At 58.0% G+C, this 20,108-nt stretch carries 18 protein-coding genes and 1 tRNA gene; 11 read left to right on the forward strand and 8 right to left on the reverse strand.

Annotated features, from left to right (window positions below):
* Positions 1-802 precede the first annotated feature (802 nt).
* Together cas1 and ACVWXE_RS12350 are read right to left on the reverse strand one after the other, a co-directional pair.
* Positions 803-1,429, reverse strand: a complete 627-nt coding sequence (cas1, locus tag ACVWXE_RS12345) for a CRISPR-associated endonuclease Cas1 (protein ID WP_457388323.1) — start codon at positions 1,427-1,429, stop codon at positions 803-805.
* 11 nt (positions 1,430-1,440) lie between these two features.
* On the reverse strand, positions 1,441-2,886 hold the full coding sequence (locus tag ACVWXE_RS12350; RefSeq protein WP_457490447.1) for a TIGR03985 family CRISPR-associated protein: 1,446 nt from the start codon (positions 2,884-2,886) through the stop codon (positions 1,441-1,443).
* Positions 2,887-3,051: 165 nt separating this feature from the next.
* Here ACVWXE_RS12350 and crn3 point away from each other — a divergent pair, with 165 nt between their 5' ends.
* A complete protein-coding gene (gene crn3 / locus ACVWXE_RS12355; RefSeq protein WP_457490448.1) occupies positions 3,052-3,996 on the forward strand; it encodes a CRISPR-associated ring nuclease Crn3/Csx3 in 945 nt (314 codons plus the stop codon).
* A 103-nt stretch (positions 3,997-4,099) separates the two neighbouring features.
* Complete coding sequence (locus tag ACVWXE_RS12360) at positions 4,100-4,891, forward strand: ADP-ribosylglycohydrolase family protein (RefSeq protein WP_457385145.1); 792 nt, start codon at positions 4,100-4,102, stop codon at positions 4,889-4,891.
* A 69-nt stretch (positions 4,892-4,960) separates the two neighbouring features.
* Here ACVWXE_RS12360 and ACVWXE_RS12365 read toward each other — a convergent pair whose 3' ends face one another.
* The 4 genes from ACVWXE_RS12365 to ACVWXE_RS12380 form a co-directional block, all read right to left on the reverse strand.
* Entirely contained in the window at positions 4,961-5,824 is an 864-nt protein-coding gene (locus ACVWXE_RS12365) for a nitrate ABC transporter ATP-binding protein (RefSeq protein ID WP_457385143.1), read from the reverse strand.
* 71 nt (positions 5,825-5,895) lie between these two features.
* Positions 5,896-7,893 carry a nitrate ABC transporter ATP-binding protein gene (locus ACVWXE_RS12370; RefSeq protein WP_457490449.1) on the reverse strand — a complete coding sequence of 666 codons (1,998 nt, stop codon included), beginning with the start codon at positions 7,891-7,893 and terminating at the stop codon, positions 5,896-5,898.
* A 68-nt stretch (positions 7,894-7,961) separates the two neighbouring features.
* The gene (gene ntrB, locus ACVWXE_RS12375) at positions 7,962-8,789 is read right to left on the reverse strand and encodes a nitrate ABC transporter permease (RefSeq protein ID WP_414407830.1); all 828 of its coding nucleotides are present in this window, start codon (positions 8,787-8,789) and stop codon (positions 7,962-7,964) included.
* 522 nt (positions 8,790-9,311) lie between these two features.
* Positions 9,312-10,631, reverse strand: a complete 1,320-nt coding sequence (locus ACVWXE_RS12380) for a CmpA/NrtA family ABC transporter substrate-binding protein (protein WP_457490450.1) — start codon at positions 10,629-10,631, stop codon at positions 9,312-9,314.
* Positions 10,632-10,820: 189 nt separating this feature from the next.
* Here ACVWXE_RS12380 and ACVWXE_RS12385 point away from each other — a divergent pair, with 189 nt between their 5' ends.
* From ACVWXE_RS12385 to ACVWXE_RS12420, 8 genes are all read left to right on the forward strand, one after another.
* On the forward strand, positions 10,821-11,933 hold the full coding sequence (locus tag ACVWXE_RS12385) for a tocopherol cyclase family protein (RefSeq protein WP_457490451.1): 1,113 nt from the start codon (positions 10,821-10,823) through the stop codon (positions 11,931-11,933).
* A 165-nt stretch (positions 11,934-12,098) separates the two neighbouring features.
* Positions 12,099-12,172: transfer RNA gene (locus ACVWXE_RS12390), tRNA-Arg, on the forward strand.
* 118 nt (positions 12,173-12,290) lie between these two features.
* A complete protein-coding gene (locus ACVWXE_RS12395; protein WP_011432255.1) occupies positions 12,291-14,765 on the forward strand; it encodes an ATP-dependent Clp protease ATP-binding subunit in 2,475 nt (824 codons plus the stop codon).
* 127 nt (positions 14,766-14,892) lie between these two features.
* Positions 14,893-15,528 carry an ATP-dependent Clp protease proteolytic subunit gene (locus tag ACVWXE_RS12400; RefSeq protein WP_414349574.1) on the forward strand — a complete coding sequence of 212 codons (636 nt, stop codon included), beginning with the start codon at positions 14,893-14,895 and terminating at the stop codon, positions 15,526-15,528.
* A gap of 17 nt (positions 15,529-15,545) precedes the next feature.
* A complete protein-coding gene (locus tag ACVWXE_RS12405) occupies positions 15,546-15,821 on the forward strand; it encodes a hypothetical protein (RefSeq protein WP_457490452.1) in 276 nt (91 codons plus the stop codon).
* Positions 15,818-16,207 (forward strand): Uma2 family endonuclease, encoded by a 390-nt coding sequence (locus ACVWXE_RS12410; protein WP_457490453.1) that lies wholly within the window; start codon positions 15,818-15,820, stop codon positions 16,205-16,207. Before ACVWXE_RS12405 ends, ACVWXE_RS12410 begins: the two co-directional genes overlap by 4 nt.
* Positions 16,155-16,766: an ATP-dependent Clp protease proteolytic subunit gene (locus ACVWXE_RS12415; RefSeq protein ID WP_011432257.1), complete on the forward strand. Its 612-nt coding sequence runs from the start codon at positions 16,155-16,157 to the stop codon at positions 16,764-16,766. The genes ACVWXE_RS12410 and ACVWXE_RS12415 overlap by 53 nt, the downstream gene beginning before the upstream one ends.
* A 107-nt stretch (positions 16,767-16,873) precedes the next feature.
* Entirely contained in the window at positions 16,874-17,176 is a 303-nt protein-coding gene (locus tag ACVWXE_RS12420) for a hypothetical protein (protein ID WP_457490454.1), read from the forward strand.
* A gap of 4 nt (positions 17,177-17,180) precedes the next feature.
* On the opposite strand, the gene ACVWXE_RS12425 is transcribed toward ACVWXE_RS12420, so the two are convergent.
* The gene (locus ACVWXE_RS12425) at positions 17,181-17,768 is read right to left on the reverse strand and encodes a chromophore lyase CpcT/CpeT (RefSeq protein ID WP_457490455.1); all 588 of its coding nucleotides are present in this window, start codon (positions 17,766-17,768) and stop codon (positions 17,181-17,183) included.
* 8 nt (positions 17,769-17,776) lie between these two features.
* On the opposite strand from ACVWXE_RS12425, the gene ACVWXE_RS12430 reads away from it, so the two are divergent.
* The gene (locus tag ACVWXE_RS12430) at positions 17,777-19,171 is read left to right on the forward strand and encodes a malic enzyme-like NAD(P)-binding protein (protein ID WP_457490456.1); all 1,395 of its coding nucleotides are present in this window, start codon (positions 17,777-17,779) and stop codon (positions 19,169-19,171) included.
* Positions 19,172-19,271: 100 nt separating this feature from the next.
* On the opposite strand, the gene ACVWXE_RS12435 is transcribed toward ACVWXE_RS12430, so the two are convergent.
* Complete coding sequence (locus tag ACVWXE_RS12435) at positions 19,272-19,940, reverse strand: putative CRISPR-associated protein (RefSeq protein ID WP_457490457.1); 669 nt, start codon at positions 19,938-19,940, stop codon at positions 19,272-19,274.
* Between the last annotated feature and the right edge of the window lie 168 nt (positions 19,941-20,108).

Genomic DNA, 20,108 nt, shown 5'->3' on the forward strand with positions numbered 1-20,108 from the left:
AAAAGGTAGGGATCAACCAGCAAACATGGGACATCACCTTAGAATAGTCTGACCCAACGTTTCCGTCCCCTTGCGGGGAAAAGGTAGGGATCAACCAGCAAACATGGGACATCACCTTAGAATAGTCTGACCCAACGTTTCCGTCCCCTTGCGGGGAAAAGGTAGGGATCAACGCTGAAGGGAAAGTCGAAAGACAAGTACCGACCTTGCTTGTTTCCGTCCCCTTGCGGGGAAAAGGTAGGGATCAACCCTACCCTCGGAAAAGCCTGAATTCATGAGGTTTTCAAGGTGCGTTCGCGAGGGAGTACGGAGATTCCTCGACACAGATATTAACATTGTCCTCGCGGCCAAGCGCAAGCGGGGAAATTGAGCTTGCTACGGCCATTGTGTCACGTTTTTGGGCCAATCGGGGCAAAAGATCTAAAGTTTCCCTTAAAATCTTGTGCCGGCAGAGTCAGGCTGGTGATGGCTCGCCCCGACAGATCGCGCACAAAACTTTACAATTTCGGCCCGGTGGAGCATGACTCTAGTCAATAATAAGCTCAACTATACTGAAAATAATGTATAATATGTTCGGTACGGATTACTACCAGTTGATCTTTCTGTTTACTTTCGAGTCTGCCAACATGGTAGCCAAAGCAAAGCAGAAAATTGGTAGTAAGACGACACGGAAACTGCGCTTTGGGTATTCTACTCAAAGCTTTGCGGGATACCGCCATTCTGTTTGGAAACAAACAGAATGCTATCGCTGCATAGTTGAACAGTGATGTTCAGCAGTGTTCAGCGTAAATGTATCAGAGCCTCAGAAGATCAGGTAGTCCGGCGGCTCATAGGGGGGAGGCCCCCCGAAGACTTTGGCCTGCTTCTTGGCCGCGGCATCCAAAGGGTAGGCCCGCAGACTGTCTTCCTTGAGATTCAGCAGGGGCAACCACGACTGTTCCAGCTTGTTTTCCAACTCTGCAGTGTCCAGTGGGCATTCGAACACGGAGCGATCCAACTGTTGCAGGTAGGCGGCGATAACATCAATACCCTCCTGTAAGGGGGCAATTTGGCCGCGGGTAGCCCGGTTGTGCAGTTGTAGAATTGCCCGTTGGTTGCGAATCTTGCCGCGCACAATCACCTTGGCCCACCTCAGCCCCCAGGGGGAGTAGGCCCGCTGATACTGGGCCAGACGGATCTCAGAGTTGGTGGAGAAGGATCCCTGCAGGCGACCGCGAAAACCGCCATCCGCACGCAAAAAAATGGTTTCGATGCCTCGATCCAGCAGTTGGGCCAAAGCTGCGCTGGTCAATTGGATCCCGGGCAACACCACCACCAGCTCCACCTCCGCAAGGCGGCAAAGCTGCTCTTGACCACGGCGGCGAATGAGCAGGGTTTGGTTTTGGCAGTGAACCACAGTCCCCGGCTCGGTTAGGTAGAGGGTGGTCATGGGCAGGAAGGTCAAGAAAGCTTCAGGTCGGGGCGATAAGACTGCAGCTCTGCCTGGGCTTCCCGAGCCATCTGTTCCCGGTAGGCCAGTGGCGCGATCACCTCGCCGTTGGGCCGCCAGTCGCGCAAACGCATGGTGAAATTGGTATCTCCCACCCGCACCCAGGCCCGAAAATAGCGGTCGCTGGCCGGCCTTTGCCGGAGAATGTTCAAAATCTGTTGGCGTTCCCGCACATCCGCCACTGCCTGCTGCACCAAAGCCGGGATCCGCTCGTAGGCAATGGGCTGGAAGGTGGGATGTCGCACTGTGCTTTCCACATAGCGACGGGCAAACTCCGGGGAAAATCGAAGGATCAACAATGCCTTGGGCAGGTAAAAATCGGATCCCCAGGCTTCTTCCCATGCTGCTTGGACTTCCTCTGGGCTGGGCAGCTTCTTTTGCCGTTTGCGGATTGCCAGCTCTGGCGGAATGGAAGGAGCGTCCCAGGGAATCACCGCCAGGCGCTCAGACTGGATCCGATCTAAGCGGAAATTGTGCCAGCCCAGGGATCCCTCGGGGGTGGGGAGCTGGCCAAAGGCTGCCAGATACTTGGCGCGGCGGGCATAAAACAGGCAGACCGGATAGGTGAGAATACGCCGGATCCCATGTTGGCGGGTGGCGTAGTCAAAACCGATCACCCCTGCTTCTGGGTTGGCCCAAAGGGCTTCTAGCTGGCTTTGATATTCATCCACCCGTTCTTGCTGTTCGTCCGAGAGGATGTACTCAAACCAGACAAAAAGCCGCCGCTGCGAGTGCTGATCGCGCCAGCGGGACGGAGTCCTTTCGCGCCAGCGGGACGGAGTCCTTTGATTTTCCCAGATTTCATCCAGCAAAACCTGGACATCTGGATGCACAAAGGCCACATCGCTGAGGATGTGATAGATCTGTTCCAGTTGATGGCCCGATAAGGTCAAAGCCGATGAAGATACGGGCAGTTGGGGACGATCCCCCGGCGCACGGCAGCGAAAATTATCTCTCCGCCTAGAGTTGGCCTGAATTTGTTGCAGCCAACCCCGGGCAGCCAGGTAATCCAGCTCTTTGCGCAGTGTGCGATGGGTCTTGTGAAAGGGTTGAGCAGATAGCAGCGCTTCCAGATCCGGAACTTCTGCTTTTAAGGCGGCCAATAGGTTGGGATCCTTCAGCCAAAACCTCAAGGGTTTCCAGCAAATGCAGTCAACATCAGGACAGGGTGAAGGGATCCCTTGTGCCAGATCCTGCTTGGGGTGCCGTGGTGAGAGCAAGCGATCCCGAATGTGGGTATAGCCAAACGTTTCCGGCAGATCCCGCCATCCCTCCTCGCCATACAAGCAATCGAGCAACACCCACAGGCGCACGGCCCGCTCCAGGCGCTCCGCCAACTGCCCGCCGGCCAGCCAGCGCAACACCTCTACCGTCAAAGGCAGCTCAAATCGGCTCATCCGACAGTTCCCTCGGTTTTTGGGTTGACCAGTTGATGGCACTCCAGGCCAGGGGTTTTCTTGGAGCAAGGCGCAAGTGAGAGCCTGACCACTCTGACATGAGTTGGAACCTTCCACTTCCAATCTCTTCCATACTGAAGTCAACCTGTCTCGTCAAATCTGCCCATGGCTGCTGTGGCACTGCATTTGCTTTCCGGCTGTCTGGCCGCTCGCGCCAGCGGGACGGAGTCCTTGGACCCTCGAAGATCCCATTCTTCGGAACTGTCTTTTCAGGTCATCGAAATTGAGCTGACCCGACCGGATCGCCTGGTTTTCCCAGAGGATCTGGCTCAGCTTCGGCTGCCTGCAGGGATCAATGCCCAGTTGGGGGTGGTTCTGACGGGGCGGGCCCCCATTTGGCTGTATGGCTGGCTGGTGCATGAGTGCCACTTCACCCGTTGGGTGGCCTGCTATGACCCACGCTTGGGCGCGGTGGTGGTCTCCAGCCATACCCCCGAAGTGCGGGTGGGCCAGGTCATCCCCTGGGTGCAGGGAAGGCCGGGCAAGGCCTACGGCCCGCTGACGCGAACAGAATTGGCAGCGGCGGTGATGGTGGTGGGCCCCCCCGACAGTGGCAAAAGCCGTCTTGCCCGCGCCCTCTTCGAAGCTCTGCTGCCGGAGCATCCCGATATTTATCTGCAACGGGCCCATTGGGATGGGGAAGGCAATTGGACTCTGGACTTACCCCTAGAACAGGCCGAAGCCCTCAAGCAGCGGTACCGGGGCCGTTCAACCCCTGAGTTTTTTGGCTTCCATGCCCAGGCCATTCTGGCTTTGCGCCGGCAAAAGAGTTTGGTGATTGTGGATGTGGGCGGCAAGGTGGATCCGCAAAAGCAGCCGATCCTGGAAGCCTGCTCCCACTACCTGGTGGTCAGCCGGGATCCCGAGGCTATCCCTCTCTGGCACGAGTTTTGTCGAGACCGGGGCAATTTGCGCTGTGTGGCCATCCTGCACACCTCGCCCGGCCCTCCTCAAGTGCTCAAAGACTCACCTGAGTTGGAAATTCGCTGGGATCCCAACTCTCCTCCCCCCGCGGAGCTGCTTCGGGCGGTGCGCCGCTTGATTGCCTAGGGGTGCGGATTCAGAATTGGATGGGCGGGCGAGCCTTTTCGGAAACGGCGAGATTGAGAACCGGGAGATTGAGAACTGGGAAAAGAAAAAGGAGAGGGTACTGATGCTGGGAGCCATTGCCGGGGATGTTATCGGCTCTGTCCATGAGCACTCGGGCACCAAAACGAAGAACTTTCCGCTGTTCGTCGAGGCCAGCCAATTTACCGATGACACGGTTCTGACGGTCGCTGTGGCCGAGCGGCTGCTGCGGGGCGGTAGCTACGTCGATTGGTACCATGAGTACTTCCACGCCTACCCAGAGGCTGGGTACGGGAGCAGCTTCATCCACTGGGCCGAGCATCGCTGCCGTGAGCCGTACTACAGTTGGGGCAACGGAGCCGCCATGCGGGTTAGCCCCATTGGCATCGCCTGCAACACGCTGGAAGAAGTGCTGGCCCAGGCGCGGGCCAGTGCCGAGGTAACCCACAACCACCCGGAGGGCATCCGCGGCGCTCAGGCTACGGCAGCCGCCGTGTTTCTCGCCCGGTCAGGGTACACCAAGGCCGACATCAAGACGTACATCGAGCAAGAGTTCGGATACTGCCTATCCGAGCGGCTGGACGATATCCGGGAGCACTACTGCTTCGATGTCTCCTGTCAGGGCTCGGTGCCCCAGTCGATCATCGCGTTCCTAGAGGCAGACGGTTTTGAAGACGCGGTGCGCAACGCCATCTCCCTTGGTGGAGACGCAGACACCATGGCCTGCATTGCCGGGGGCATTGCGGAGGCGTTTTTCGGCGGCGTGCCGGACGAGATCGCATCCCAGACGCTGGCCGTTTTGGACGAGCGGTTGCGCAATGTTGTGGGCGAGTTCCAAGAGAGGTTTGCGGATCGCCTGCCCAAGCGCTGCCCCTGACGGCCAAGGGGTTCCGGCTGCCTGGTCACCCTCTCGCTCCGCCAACTGCTCTAGGTTTGATTTATCGGCTCATCGGCAAGCCGCCTCTGGGTTGGCCTCATGGCCGTAGAGATAGCTGAGAACCGAGTTGCGCAGGCGGTAGTACTGCGGATCTTCAAGAATCCGCTCGCGATCCCGAGGGCGCGGGAAGGGGATGGTCACGATCTGCCCGATGGTGGCTGCAGGGCCATTGGTCAAAGGACTCCGTCCCGCTGGCGCGATCAGCACCAGGCGGTCGGCCAAAAACAGCGCCTCATCAATGTCGTGGGTAATCATCAAAACCGTGCAGCGATGTTCATCCCAAATGCGCAACAGCTCCTCTTGAAGCTCCTCTTTGGTAATGGCATCCAAGGCCCCGAAGGGTTCATCCAAAATCAGCACTTCTGGACGGATGGCCAACGCACGAGCAATGGCTACCCGCTGTTTCATCCCTCCCGAAATTTGCGAGGGATATTTCTGAGCGGCTTCCCCCAGCCCCACCAAATCCAAATGTTCTTCCACAATTCGATGCTTTTCCGACTGGCTCTTGTGGGGAAATACCGACCGAACGGCCAAATAGACGTTTTCATAAACTGTGAGCCAGGGCAACAGGGCATACCCTTGAAACACTACCATGCGCTCCGGGCCAGGAGCTGTAATCGGCTGCCCTTTCAGCTTCACCGAGCCACTGGTGGGCTGGGCAAATCCGGAAACCATATTCAGCAGGGTGGTTTTGCCACAGCCGGAATGCCCAACCAAGCAGACAAACTCTCCCTCGTTCACACTGAGGTTGATATCTCGCAAGACGGGATAATCCCCCTTGGGAGTTGAGTAGGTCTTGCTGACATTCTCAAGGCTTAGGTAGGGTTCTGCGGCTACGTTCGCTGGGGTAGAGGTTGTCAAGAGGGCAGTCATCGTAGGGTGCTCCAACTCATGATTTTCTCACAACGGGGAATGTGCTTTTGCAAGGGCGCCCAAGTGGGTATCTAGAGCAACACAGGACGACGATCCAAAGCAACCTCGGCTACATAAATATCGTGCTTAATCGCCAAACTGTTGAGGTAGGCCAGGGGATCCTCACCATTAAAGGGGATCCCATCGAACAACTGAATGGGCTGCCGCTGGTAAGACACATCCAGCCCCAGCTCGCGGGCTGCCGTACTGAATACCCCCACCTGACACACCCGCTCCACGATCTCCACCCAGTTGCGAGGGAAGGGCAGATCCCCCCAGCGGGCCATTTGGGTCATCATCCACAGATGCTCGGTGCGGCTGGGACGGTTGCCGGCTCCCAGAAAGAAGCGGTGGTGGGCATATTCCCGCATCGGCCTGTCCAAGTCACAGATTAGGCGCTGGGGATCCCCCAGATGAATGTAGGATGGGTCGGTGCTCAGGTAGGCGCGGCGGCTGAGCAGCTCGCGAATCTCGTCGTGATGGGCCGGATCTTCGCAGTAGCGACAGGCTTCCAACAGCGCTTTGACCAAGGCAATGTGGGTGTTGGGGTAGGCCCTGGCCCAATCTTCTCGCACCCCCAACACTTTGCCGGGATGGCCCAGCCAAATCTCCAGATCTGTAGCCACCGTAAAGCCACTGCCCTCCAGGGCTGCCCGCAAATTCCAGGGCTCTCCCACACAGTAGCCATCGATGTTGCCGGCTGTCAGGTTGGCCACCATCTGAGCCGGGGGCAGCGTTTTCAGTACCACATCGTGATCCGGGTGGATCCCGCCGGCTGCCAGCCAATAGCGCAACAGCAAATTGTGCATAGAGCTGGGATGCACCACCCCAAAGGTAAGCCGACGGCTGGGACTACCCAGAATGTAAGCCTTCAACTGGCTGAGGGTGTGGATCCCTTGCTCGTAGAACCGCTTATGCAAGGTGATGGCATTGCCGTTGCGGGTCAAGGTGAGGGCCGTAACCACCGGCTGAGGCGGGTTATCCCCTCCACCCAAGGACATCCACACCGGCATACCGGCGGGCATTTGGGCCGCATCCAGATAACCTTCCCGAATGCCGTCTTGGATCCCTCGCCAACTGGTTTCCCGCACCAAATTCACTTCTTCCAAGCCGTGTTTGGCAAAGAACCCTTTTTCTTTGGCCACAGCCAACGGAGCGCAGGCAGTGAGGGGCACAAAGCCAATCTCCAGGTTGATCTTTTCCAAGCCATGCCTGGCCACCACAGTGCTGCGGCGAGCACGCCATTGCTTGATGCGTTTTTGTTGGTTCAAAAAGTAGATGATCTCGCTGCGGTAGCTGTAGTAGCTGGGATGGTTGACCACCTCCAGCCGACGGCGGGGCCGAGGAATATCAATGGTTAAAATGTTCCCAATTCGGGATCCCGGCCCATTGGTGAGCATGACCACACGATCTGACAGAAGAACCGCTTCGTCCACATCGTGGGTGACCATGAGAGTGGTCATCTGATGTTCTTCACAGATGCGCATTAACTGCTCTTGCAAGTTCCCGCGCGTGAGCGCATCCAAAGCGCCAAATGGCTCATCCAACAACAACACTTTGGGCCGCAAAGCCAGGGCACGGGCAATGGCCACCCGCTGCTTCATACCCCCGGACAATTGGGCTGGGAGCTTATCTGCTGCGTGGCGCAAGCCCACCAGATCAATGTGCTCTTCCACGATCTGCTGACGCTCCGCCGGAGAATGGTTTTTAAGAACGGCATTCACCGCTAGCGCAATGTTTTGCCGAACCGTTAGCCAAGGCAAAAGCGAGTAATGCTGAAACACCACCATGCGATCGGGGCCGGGAGCCGTAATGGTATGTCCATCCAAAGCTACGATCCCCCCTGTCGGCAAAGACAGACCCGCCACCATGTTTAACAGGGTGGATTTGCCACAGCCAGAGTGGCCGATTAAGGAGACAAACTCCCCTCGATGGATTTGCAGATCGATCCCTTTCAGAGCAAGGTATTCCTGCCCTCCGGGCAGAGCAAAAGATTTTTCCACCTGCTCCACACTGACCAATACAGACACAGAAAACCTCCCAACCTATCACCCGTCTAGCCTCAAACCAACCACATACTGACAACACATCCAACACATCATTGGTTGGCTATCTTGTTTTGCAAAACAGACATCAGGCGATCCAAAAGCAATCCCACCGCTCCGATGTAGATGACGGCAACGATGATCTCCGTAACGTAGTTCTGCTGGTAGGCATCCCAGATGAAAAAGCCGATCCCCGGCACACCCGACATCACAATCTCTGCGGCAATAATGGCCAGCCAAGACAGGCCAATACCAATGCGCAGACCTGTGAACATGTAGGGCAGGGCTGAGGGCAGCAACACCTTAAAAAAGAAGTCTACTTTGGAGAGCTTGAGCACTTTGGAGACGTTGATGTAGTCTTCCGGGATCTGTCTCACCCCCACAGCCGTGTTGATGAGAATGGGCCAAATTGAGGTAATAAAAATAACGAACAGGGCAGCCGGCTCATTGCGCTGCAAAGCAGCCAAGGAAATGGGCACCCAAGCCAAGGGAGCTACCATGCGCAAAAATTGGAAAATGGGATCCAAAGCTCGGTTGATCCACACGCTGCTTCCTACCAAAATGCCCAGTGTGATGCCCACCAAGGCGGCACTGCAATAGCCGATGGCCACCCTTTGTAAGCTGGCCAAGGTTTGGCGCAGCAGCCCTTGGTCGAGGTCGCTGTTGCGATACAAAGGATGCAGGATCAGATACCGGCTGCGCTCATCCATCCACACATCCCAGGGCCCCGGCAGCCGAATAAGGTTGGCACTGGCCAAGAGCTGCCAGATGAGCAGGAATCCAACAATACCCACCACAGGGGGGAGAATCTGATCTCGGTACTTCGCCAAATCGAGCTTCGCTGCCGAAGACTTTGCCGGAGAAGAAAGTGTCGTCGTCATAGCTCCTAGAGGAGGATAGGGTTTTACAAGGTTCTCTGTTGTCGCGCTCTCAGAACATTCCAGCCGCAGGGTTCTACAACGTGTTGGAAACAGAGCATGAACTGGGATTGGCCTTGCCTTTTCCTTGGATGGGCAAACACAGGGATTGCAAACTCAACAAAACTCTCACGACAATTAGAAAGCTCAGCGCCCCCACGGCTATCGAGAGAATGAGCTTGTCCCAGCGGGGCTGGGCCGGCCTCTCAAAAGGAGGATCCCTGAAGAGTTCGCGCGGAACGTGAAGTAGAGCCAACATAGCCGATCCTCAACATAGCATTCAAAGTTATTCAAAAAGTGCGAGGCTCATAGCATCCATCAACTTTCCATCGTTTGGGCAGAAAGCTCGGCACAGCTTTTTTCGACCTCGTGGGATCCCACAGGTAGGCAGGATCCCTGTTGTGCGAGAGATTCGAACAAGGAAACGGTAAGCCATGGACTTCCTGCGAAAGAAGGTGAGGAACTTGGCCCAATCAAGCTATTCAGCTAGACCCTTTTGATTTTCAGGCTGTTCAGGTAAGCCTGCGGATCCTGTGGGTCAAACACCACACCGTCAAAGAAACGCTCTGTTCCCCGCGAGGTGTTGTTGGGGATGTTCTTCACCCCCAGTGCCTGGGCGGCCTCACGCCAGAGATCTTCACGGTTCACTTCATCCACCAGACGACGGGCAGTATCCAGATCGGTCAGGAAGCGAGCGTGAAAGCCCCAACGCAGGGATTCCGTCAGGAACCAAAGGTCATGGCTCTTATAGGGGTAAGAGACGCTGCCCCGGCCATCTTCCCAGTACAAGGGCCCGGCATTGAAATCTTGAACAGCTGGCTTGCCGTCTCCCAATTCGTAGTTGCCTTGAAAGGGAGGGGTGAGAACTTCAACCGGCACATTCAGGTAGGCACGCCCTGAGAGAATGCGTGTCAGTTCTTCTCGGTTGGCCGGATCGTCGCACCATTGCTGCGCTTCCATCACCGCCATCAAAGTGGCTTGTGTGGCCCTGGGGTTTTGCTCTACCCAATCGGCGCGAATGGCCAAGTATTCTTCGGGGTGAAAGGGCCAAATCTGTTGGGTAAGGGCCGCCATAAACCCGATCCCATCAGCCACAATCCGGTAGGGCCAGGGATCCCCGGTGCTAAAAGCATCCATGGTGCCATTGCGCATCCCCTGCACCGTTTCGGCAGAGGGCACCGTCAGGAGGTCAATGTCTTGATCCGGATCTACTCCCCCGGCGGCAAACCAGTAACGGATCCAAAAATCTTGATTGACGTTGGGGAAGGTATGAGCGGCCTTGAATTTGCGTCCGTTGCTGGCGCTGAAATTTTTGAAATTTTTGATGTAATCCGCGGCTCCCGAGATATCCAGCCCCAAACCCTTGCCAGCATGCATTCCGGCAATGGCAATCCCGTTGCCTTGGGTGATCAACTGACACAGAACTGCCATGCGCACCGGCCGATTGTTGGTGATGGCGCCAATGTGGATCAGGTGAGGCATCGGCATCTGCCACTGGCCACCGTCGATTCCCCCACCCGCTGAGCCGATGACCACGTTGTCACGGGCTGCCGGCCAACTGGCCTGCTTCAAAACCTCTACACCGGTCATGCCATGTTTGTCGAAAAAGCCCTTTTCCTTGGCGATGATCAGGGGGGCAGACTCCACAATCGGTATAAAGCCTAACCTGAGATTGGGGGTTTCTGGGCCGCTGGCCTGGGCAACCCAGTAGCCTGTGCTGGCCCGTGCTAAGCTGCCACTCACGAGTCCACCCACGGTGGCCGCACCCGCAGACAGCAAAAAGTTACGACGTGACGTCATGCTCACCTCATCGAAAGGATATGTGAAGGCAAGATGGAAGCTTTCCGGTTCAAGTTGCCTGACCCACGGATTTCCTTCGTGAAATCTCAAGAAATCCTTAAATCTCAGCTTGGTCGATATCCTAAGAGCAAATGAACATAGAAACAATACAATTGTTGTTTTGGTAATCATAAACTTCCATCTATCATTGTTGCGATGGCTGAGGTCTCGATGGCGTTTCCTTCGACGACGGCTTGCTCTGGGCAAAACAACTCAACAGATTGGGGATCCCTGCCCCATGCCGGCTATCACTGGGATGGCTGCACAGAGCGGTTTTTTGAGGGCTGGTACAGCCGCGTCACCTTGCCCGGGGATCCGCCCATTAGCTTTGCCTTCATGTACGCCATCGATCCCAAGCGCGGGGGCATGGCTCAGGTGTTGGGGCCAGAGGAGGAGCTGCATTGGCGCACCTTCCCCAATCCCCGCCGCTTTTGGGCCAGCTCAACCCATCTGGCCTTGGGGCACTCAGGGATCCCAGGCCCCGGCTGTCGCGGCCTTCAGGATCCCTTCACCTTCTTCCAGCGCACCGCCAGCGGCTACCAATACACCGCCCACCTCAACCAGGGGATTTTGCCGGATCCCTTGGTCTCTGAGCCTATTCGCTGGCTCTACCGCATTCAACCTCGTTTTGCCTATGGGATCCCACCCCGAGCCACCATGGGAGCCTGGTCTTATCTGCCCATCTTTGAGCCGGGCTGGCAGATCCTCATGAGCCATGGCTTGGCCACCGGCTGGGTGGAGTGGAGAGGCAGGCGCTATGCATTTCAGCAGGCTCCCGCCTACGCCGAAAAAAATTGGGGCCAAAGCTTTCCTCGCCGCTGGTTTTGGATCCAGTGCAACGCCTTTCCCCAACATCCCGGCCTTAGCCTCACCTGTGCCGGAGCTGAGCGGCAGGTGCTCACCCGCCCCGAAGAAGTGGCCCTGATCAGCCTGCATGGATGGGGATCCCAGCCCTTTTTGGAATGGCGGCCTGGGCAAGCTCATCTGACTTGGCAAGTGGATCCCTGGGGATCCTGGCGAATCTGGGGAGAAAGTGCCCTCTGGTGTATTCAGCTAGAAGGGCACACGGGACGGCCTGGCCAAACTGTATTCACTCCTGGCCCAGAAGGGATGCAGCGCAACTGTCGGGATACCCTATCAGGGCATCTGCACCTACAGCTTTGGCAGCGCAACGGCCAAGTCTGGACGCCGGTGCTCACGGCCACCAGCTCCCAAGCCGGCCTGGAAGTGGGGGGAGAAGTTCCGCGACCTTGGCAAGGGCAATGTTAACGCTGGCGGATATCTACACCCCCGTTGGACTTTCCAAAAAACGCTCTTGTGCTAGAATGCCTAAGCCACATTGATAGATGTCCATCTCTGTCTCTGGATAGTATCTGAGTAACTATGGACAGATAGTATGGACAGACAGTCAACCGTGGTTGGCCCGCCCCTTTTGCGCCTGTAGCTCAGTGGACTAGAGCACGTGGCTACGGACCACGGTGTCGGGAGTTCAAATCTCTCCAGGCGCGTTTTGGCCCCAGACAGCTTCCGTCTGGGGTATTTACCGTCCCTTGGTTTCGCCAGAACTTGTGCTAGGATTACCCCTATCAAGTCCGCCTTGATGCAGGCGTAGGGAGCCCGAGGATCATGTTTGAACGCTTTACAGAAAAAGCCATCAAGGTGATCATGCTGGCCCAAGAAGAAGCCAGACGGTTAGGTCACAATTTCGTTGGCACCGAGCAAATTTTGTTGGGGTTAATCGGCGAGGGCACTGGGGTCGCCGCCAAAGTTCTCAAGTCCATGGGAGTGAACTTGAAGGACGCCCGTATTGAGGTCGAGAAAATCATCGGTCGGGGATCCGGTTTTGTGGCCGTCGAGATCCCTTTCACTCCCCGCGCCAAGCGAGTGCTGGAACTCTCTCTAGAAGAGGCCCGCCAGCTCGGCCACAACTACATTGGCACTGAGCACCTGCTCCTGGGCCTAATCCGAGAAGGGGAAGGGGTGGCAGCCCGCGTTTTGGAAAACCTGGGGGTGGATCTCTCCAAGGTGCGCACCCAGGTGATCCGCATGTTGGGCGAGACTGCCGAAGTGACGGCGGGGGGGGGATCCTCCAGTCGCACCAAAACGCCCACCCTGGACGAATTCGGCTCCAACCTCACCCAACTGGCCCAGGAGGGCAAGCTGGATCCGGTGGTCGGTCGGACGCGGGAGATCGAGCGGGTGATCCAGATCTTGGGCCGCCGCACCAAGAACAACCCCGTCCTCATTGGCGAGCCGGGGGTAGGCAAAACCGCCATCGCCGAGGGTTTGGCCCAGCGCATTGTGCAGGGGGATGTGCCCGATATTTTGGCCGACAAGCGGGTGATCAGCCTGGATATTGGTTTGCTGGTGGCCGGCACCAAGTACCGCGGCGAGTTTGAAGAGCGCCTCAAGAAAATCATGGATGAGATCCGCAATGCCGGCAACATCATCCTGGTCATCGACGAGGTACATACCCTGATCGGGGCCGGGGCTGCGGAAGGGGCGATTGATGCCGCCAACATCCTCAAGCCTGCCTTGGCCCGTGGCGAGTTGCAGTGCATCGGCGCCACCACCCTGGATGAGTACCGCAAGCACATCGAGCGGGATGCCGCCCTGGAGCGTCGCTTCCAGCCCATTATGGTAGGCGAGCCGACAGTCTCCGAGACGATCGAGATCCTGTTTGGCCTGCGGGAGCGCTACGAGCAGCACCACAAGCTGAAGATCTCCGATGCGGCCTTGGATGCAGCCGCCAAGCTGGCCGACCAGTACATCTCCGACCGCTTCCTGCCGGATAAGGCCATCGATTTGATCGACGAGGCTGCTTCGCGGGTGCGCCTGATCAACTCTCAACTGCCCCCGGCGGCCCGGGAGCTGGATCAAGAGTTGCGGCGAGTGCTCAAGGAGAAAGACGCTGCGGTGCGGGCCCAGAACTTCGACAAAGCCGGTGAGCTGCGGGATCGGGAGATGGAGATCAAGCAGCAGATCCGCGCCATTGCCGCTGCTAAGAAGGCGGAAGAAAGCAGCCGCAGCGAAATGCCTGAGGTAACCGAAGAGGACGTGGCCCAAGTGGTCAGCGCCTGGACGGGAGTGCCGGTGGCCAAGCTGACCGAGAGCGAGTCAGTGAAGCTGCTGAACATGGAAGAAACCCTGCACCAGCGCATCATCGGCCAAGACGAAGCGGTGCGGGCCATCTCCCGGGCCATCCGCCGCGCTCGGGTGGGGCTGAAAAATCCCAACCGCCCCATCGCCAGCTTCATCTTCTCCGGCCCAACAGGGGTGGGCAAAACCGAGCTGACCAAGGCTTTGGCAGCTTACTTCTTCGGCTCCGAGTCGGCCATGATCCGCCTCGACATGTCGGAGTACATGGAGCGGCACACGGTCAGCAAGCTGATCGGATCCCCGCCGGGCTATGTGGGCTACAACGAGGGGGGTCAGCTCACAGAAGCGGTGCGGCGCCGCCCCTACACGGTGGTGCTTTTCGATGAGATCGAGAAGGCGCACCCGGATGTGTTTAACCTATTGCTGCAAATCCTGGAGGATGGCCGCCTGACCGATGCCAAAGGCCGCACGGTGGACTTCAAGAACACCCTGATCGTGATGACCTCTAACATCGGCTCGAAGGTCATCGAGAAGGGCGGCGGCAGCCTCGGCTTCGAGTTCAACACCAACGACGAGGATGCCAACTACAACCGCATCCGCAACCTGGTGAATGAGGAGCTGAAGCAGTACTTCCGTCCGGAGTTCCTCAACCGCGTGGACGAGATCATCGTCTTCCGGCAACTGACCAAGGATGAGGTGAAGCAGATTGCCGACATCCTGCTCAAGGAAGTGTTTGACCGCATGACGGAGAAGAAAATCCGCCTTACGGTCAGCGACCGCTTCAAAGACTTGGTGGTGGAGGAGGGGTATAACCCCAGCTACGGGGCACGCCCGCTGCGCCGCGCCATCCAACGCCTGCTGGAAGACATCCTGGCGGAAGAGATCCTGACTGGGCATGTCCGGGAGGGATCGGAGGTGCTCATCGATGTGGATGAGGAGCGCAAGCCCAAGGTGCTGGTCACGGAGCCGGAGCGGGTTCTCTTGCCTCAAGGGGCGGAGTAAAGCTGGCTTTGAGAGGTCCTCAGACTGCAAGGGATCCGTTGGGATGCTGCGGATCCCTTGTGGTCCTCAAGTGTTGTTTTTCTGGTGTTTTTCAGTTGAACAGACCCAGGCGTAGGAGATCTCTGGCATGGTGCAATCGACCTACTACTACTATGGCGGCGCTCCGGTTCGTACCCCACCCCCAGATTTGGCTTCGCTGCTGTTGCAGGAGCGCATTGTCTACCTGGGCTTGCCCCTTGCGGAAGAGTCGAATGCCAACGTCACCAAGCTGATCATCGAGCAACTGCTGTATTTGCAGTACGAGGATCGGGAAAAGCCGATCAAGATGTACATCAACTCGACGGGCACCTATAACTACGACACAGCGGCCTTTGCCATTCTGGACACCATGAACTACATTAAGCCGCCTGTGCATACTATCTGCATCGGCAATGCCATTGGGATGGCGGCCATGTTATTGGCAGCAGGAGCCAAAGGATTTCGGGCCAGTCTGCCCAATGCCACGATCGTGCTCCACCAGCCCTATGGGGGCACCCGTGGACAGGCCAGCGACATCGAAATTCGCACCCGCGAGATTCTGACTTTGCGCAACATGATGCTGGAGCAACTGTCCCGCAGCACGGGCCAGCCTATGGAGCGCATCAAGAAGGACACGGAGCGGCTATTTTTCATGACACCAGAGGAAGCCAAAGCCTACGGCCTCATCGATCAGGTGCTGACCAGTTCCAAAGGCGTGCCGAAGTTGGCAACAGCCAAAAACTGAAGCAGAGGGATCCGTCGATGGTTCAAGTTCCCGTACAGCCTTTGACGGCGGGGGAGTACCTACGCCTCACGGACGGGCTTTGTGAAGGACGGATTGAACTTGAAGACGGGTCTATTCGGGAAGTGCCAACCGAGGAGCGCATCAACACCCTCATTGAGCTGTTTCTGGTTGCGGAATTGCTCAAGTTTTTGCCCATCCAACGCCTGAGCTTGGGCCAAGTTGAGGTCGAAGTGCCCGCAGCCAAGGCTCGGTTGCGCAATCCAGAGGTGATGGCTTTGCATCCCGCTATGTGAGCTTGCTGGGAAACGGTCGCGGAACCATTCGGCTGCCCATGCCCCCGCCGCTGCTGGTGGAGGAGGTGGTTTGCCCCGGAGTGGACCATGAAAAACGCGATGATCAAGACAAGCCCAAAGATTACGCTGCCCGTGGGATCCCGGAATACTGGATTGTGGATCCCGCCAAGCAGTCGGTTTCCGTGTTGCGCTGGGTTGGCGGAGAATACGAAGGCGAGGTCAAAACTGGATCTGGACGCATTGTTTCCTCGGTTTTGCCCCAGCTGGATTTGAGCGCGGAAGATATCTTACAAGCGCGTCGTTCTGTGTTTCATACTTTGCCAGGAGAAACTTATGCCGATTGGAGTGCCTCGGGTTCCCTACCGTTTGCCCGGCGAGCCCTATAGCCAGTGGATTAGCCTTGACGATCGCCTGTACCAAGAGCGGATTTTGTTTATCGGCGAGCCCATTGACGATAGCTTGGCCAATACCATCGTGGGGGTGATGCTCTACCTCAACTCGCAGGATCCGCAAAAGGACATTGTGATGTACATCAATTCTCCCGGTGGCTCTGTGACGGCGGGCATGGCCATCTACGACACCATGAACCACATCAAGCCAGATATCGTTACGGTTTGCGTGGGCCAAGCAGCTTCAATGGGAGCCTTTTTGTTGGCTGCTGGCACCAAGGGCAAGCGGTTTGCCCTGCCCCACTCCCGCATCATGCTGCACCAGCCTTCGCTGGGCACGATCCAAGGCCAAGCCAGCGACATTGAAATTCGCGCCCGCGAAACTCTGCGAGTCAAACGACGCATGAACGAGATCTTGGCGCAAACCACCGGCCAACCGCTGGAGAAAATCGAGCGGGATGTGGAGCGAGACTTTTACCTCTCGGCCACGGAAGCTCAGGCTTACGGCATCGTGGATCGGGTGATCCAAGAGCGCTCGGAAGCCATGGCCAGCTAAAGGGATCCCCCCCTTTCCCCCAGCAACAGGTCGAGGGGTTGGGAAAGGTTGGGAGGGATCCCTTCAAGGGGTGGAGTTCAGTGGACAACGCTAGGAGAACCGGTCGGATGGGCCAACGGCTCTGGAGTGCAGGACTGGGCTGCTGCGCGGGTCTGCTGCTGCTTTGGCCGGAAGCTTGGGCACTGCCCCCCGCTTCTGAGATCCCTGAGGAGGTGCTGCGGGCCCAGCCCGACTTGCGGGCTCGCTCTCCGGTCGATAATCAGCCCCTCACCGCCGACGAAGCTCTAGAACTCCAGGAAGCCTTGGCAGCTCGGCCCGAAACCGGATCTGTCTCTCCAGAGGTGGAGCGGCTGATCTTTTTGCTCAGGCTGCGCAAAGGGTTTCGAGATCTGTTTCCCTTCCTGTTTTGAAGGTTCAGACCTGAAGAGGAGCCGGTGGGATCCCTTTTTGGTAACGGTAGGGTCCGGCGCGGGATCCCCAGGTTTGTTGGCCAGTGGCGGCGTCAAAGCCCCGATCCCAGGTGATGAATTCGCTGGGGGTGAGGTCGAACTCGATGTGGATATAGGTGCTATCCCCGGGGTTCAGACGACATTCTCCACCTGGCAGCATTTCGCCGTGGTAGCAGTCTGGGCGCTTTTCCACCAAAATGCGACAACCGGGCAAATGCTCCAGGTCGGCCAAGGAGAGCTGCGCCAAGCGCTGCGGATCCTGAGAGGCACCTGCCCAAGCTGCTTGATCCCGCAATTTGTAGTTCTCGATCCGCAAGGGATCCCCCAATACCTGGAGCACCCGGCTGCGATAAAACCGGCCCGGCGTGTGCTGGTTAAATTGCTCGGTAAAAAAGCCGATCCCCTCCGAGAACAGGTGGGGAAGGCGCACGTACCAAAGGCTGACCGGCACAAACCACACCGGCTCTGCCATCGCCTGGGCGCGGTTGCTGTAGTAACCCTCCAGCCAGTTGGCCAGGGTGTGCAAGTCGGAAGCGGATTTTTCGTCTACCATAGGGAGCTATGACAAAACTCACCCCCAGCTCCAGCTATAGCATTGCCCTGCGCATTCGCCTGCTCAACCAGCCGGGAGCCCTAGCCCGCGTCACCCAGGCCATTGCGGAAGTGGGAGGCAGCCTCAGCCAGATCGATCTCATCCACCAATCGGCAGCAGAAACGGTGCGAGAAATCTGTGTAGATGCCGTCAGCAGCGAGCATGCTCAGCAAATTTACGCCGCCGTTGCCTCCTTGGCCAATGTGAAGGTGGAGCGGGTGGTGGACCGCACCTTTGAGCTGCACCGCGGGGGAAAGCTGCAGGTGGTGGCCAAAAGCCCCCTGGAGAGCGCCGCCGATCTGGCCATGGCCTACACGCCGGGGGTGGGGCGGGTTTCCCTAGAAATTGCTGCCAACCCCGCCGCGGTCTATGAGTACACCATCAAGGGCAACAGTGTAGGCATTGTAACCGATGGCAGTGCGGTGCTGGGCTTGGGGAATGTCGGCCCGGAGGCAGCTTTGCCGGTGATGGAGGGGAAGGCGGCGCTGTTCAAGCGCTTTGCCGATATCGATGCCTTTCCTCTGTGCCTGGCCACTCAGGAGGTGGGGGAAATTGTAGAGACGGTGGTGCGCCTGGCGCCGGGATTTGGCGGCTTTAACCTGGAAGACATCAGCGCCCCTCGCTGCTTTGCCATTGAGTCTCAGCTCAAGGCCCGCCTCAACCTGCCGGTGTTTCACGACGATCAGCACGGCACCGCCATTGTGGTGCTGGCGGCGCTGCTGAATGCCCTGAAAGTGGTGAAAAAGAGCCTAGACGAGGTGCGCATTGTCCTCAACGGGGCCGGGGCAGCCGGCATTGCCGTGACGCAACTGCTGCGGCGGGCCGGGGCAGCCCACATCCTGGTCTGCGACCGCCAAGGGATCCTCAGCCGCTCCCGTTCCGATCTCACCCCCGAGAAGGCGGCCATTGCCGTCGAGGAGAACGGATCCCTGGCGGAAGCCTTGGTGGGAGCGGATGTGTTTATTGGGGTGAGCGTGGCCAATGCCCTGACAGTGGAGATGGTAGAAAAAATGGCACCGGATCCCATCGTCTTTGCCCTGGCCAACCCGGTGCCCGAGATCCAGCCGGAGCTGGTGGGCAATCGGGTGGCAGTGATGGCCACGGGCCGCAGCGACTACCCCAACCAAATCAACAACGTGCTGGCCTTTCCGGGCGTGTTTCGCGGCGCCCTCGACTGCCGCGCCAAGCAGATCAACACCGAGATGTGCCTGGCTGCCGCTCAAGCCATTGCTGCCTTGATCCCTGCCGAAGAGTTGGATCCCCAGTGGATCATCCCCTCGGTCTTCGACGGGCGGGTGGTTCCTCAGGTGGCCGCTGCGGTAATCCAGGCTGCCCGCCAAACCGGCGTGGCCGGGATCCCTTGAGGGCTACCTAGGGCACCAGGTGACAAGCCACAAAATGCCCCGCGCTCACCTCGCGAAAGGCCGGGGGTGGATCTTGGCCTGTTCCTTCCCTGGGGGGAACTCACACCAGACGACCCAAGCGCTCCCGCAACTCAGCGGCGGCCTGCGCCAGGTGCTCAGGGGTGTAGCCGGTGGTCTCTACCCTGACAGCAAGGTGGGTGTCCTGGCTCTGGTGGAGATGGATCCACAAGATGTGGCGGCCGTCCTCTGTTTTGCGGTTTGCAGCTTTGACGCTGTTTTTGGGGGCAGAGTAAGCGTGCGGGTCGTAGCGGACCAGATCCACCCAGGGAATGTCTCGCAGGAGTTTTTCCACCTTGACCCAGCTGCGAGGACGGTGGTGGCTGCTGTCGACCTGCAGCTGGATGACTTCGGAGCGAGGTCGGCCTGAAAAGGACTCCGTCCCGCTGGCGCGATCGGGAAGACCTGCCCGAGGGATCCGGGGCTGAACTTCCGGCTGTAGGTAGGGCAGGTAGACCAAAGACTTGTATTGCTCATGGATGTAGCAAACTGGGATCCCCAATTGGCTGCCCACCACAGCCATGATCATGGCTTGGGCTTTGAACCCACCGGTGGCGGCAAAGGTGACGATCCCCTTGGCGCTCTCTGCCAACTGTTTCAACAGCTCGGCCATCCGCTCCAGAGAGGATCCCTCTAGCTCGTAGTCGATGCCGGGAAGGGGCACCAGAGAAACCTGTTGTTGGCCCAGTTCTCTTTCAAAGAAGAGCTTCAAAATCCGGGCACACTCCAGCCCATTGCGGAGTGCAGCAGAACCAAAGCATCGCCGGGGGTGGGATCCAGGCGGTAGTAGGTGTTGGTTTCGGCGCTGATCAGCTCCAGATCGGTTCTTTTCATCCAGGCCAGCGCTTGCTCCGGATCCCCGATGGTTTTTTGTCCCACC

It is taken from the genome of Thermostichus sp. MS-CIW-41, from assembly GCF_054058915.1.

What these genes read in the sequence shown, in the direction of transcription:
- ntrB (WP_414407830.1), bottom strand. Translation starts at nt 8,789, where the DNA reads ATGACGACGACACTTTCTTCTCCGGCAAAGTCTTCGGCAGCGAAGCTC.
- ACVWXE_RS12425 (WP_457490455.1), bottom strand. Translation starts at nt 17,768, where the DNA reads ATGGTAGACGAAAAATCCGCTTCCGACTTGCACACCCTGGCCAACTGG.
- ACVWXE_RS12430 (WP_457490456.1), top strand. Translation starts at nt 17,777, where the DNA reads ATGACAAAACTCACCCCCAGCTCCAGCTATAGCATTGCCCTGCGCATT.
- ACVWXE_RS12420 (WP_457490454.1), top strand. Translation starts at nt 16,874, where the DNA reads ATGGGCCAACGGCTCTGGAGTGCAGGACTGGGCTGCTGCGCGGGTCTG.
- ACVWXE_RS12365 (WP_457385143.1), bottom strand. Translation starts at nt 5,824, where the DNA reads ATGACTGCCCTCTTGACAACCTCTACCCCAGCGAACGTAGCCGCAGAA.
- ACVWXE_RS12360 (WP_457385145.1), top strand. Translation starts at nt 4,100, where the DNA reads ATGCTGGGAGCCATTGCCGGGGATGTTATCGGCTCTGTCCATGAGCAC.
- ACVWXE_RS12400 (WP_414349574.1), top strand. Translation starts at nt 14,893, where the DNA reads ATGGTGCAATCGACCTACTACTACTATGGCGGCGCTCCGGTTCGTACC.
- ACVWXE_RS12350 (WP_457490447.1), bottom strand. Translation starts at nt 2,886, where the DNA reads ATGAGCCGATTTGAGCTGCCTTTGACGGTAGAGGTGTTGCGCTGGCTG.
- ACVWXE_RS12415 (WP_011432257.1), top strand. Translation starts at nt 16,155, where the DNA reads ATGCCGATTGGAGTGCCTCGGGTTCCCTACCGTTTGCCCGGCGAGCCC.
- ACVWXE_RS12405 (WP_457490452.1), top strand. Translation starts at nt 15,546, where the DNA reads ATGGTTCAAGTTCCCGTACAGCCTTTGACGGCGGGGGAGTACCTACGC.
- crn3 (WP_457490448.1), top strand. Translation starts at nt 3,052, where the DNA reads ATGGCTGCTGTGGCACTGCATTTGCTTTCCGGCTGTCTGGCCGCTCGC.
- cas1 (WP_457388323.1), bottom strand. Translation starts at nt 1,429, where the DNA reads ATGACCACCCTCTACCTAACCGAGCCGGGGACTGTGGTTCACTGCCAA.
- ACVWXE_RS12395 (WP_011432255.1), top strand. Translation starts at nt 12,291, where the DNA reads ATGTTTGAACGCTTTACAGAAAAAGCCATCAAGGTGATCATGCTGGCC.
- ACVWXE_RS12385 (WP_457490451.1), top strand. Translation starts at nt 10,821, where the DNA reads ATGGCTGAGGTCTCGATGGCGTTTCCTTCGACGACGGCTTGCTCTGGG.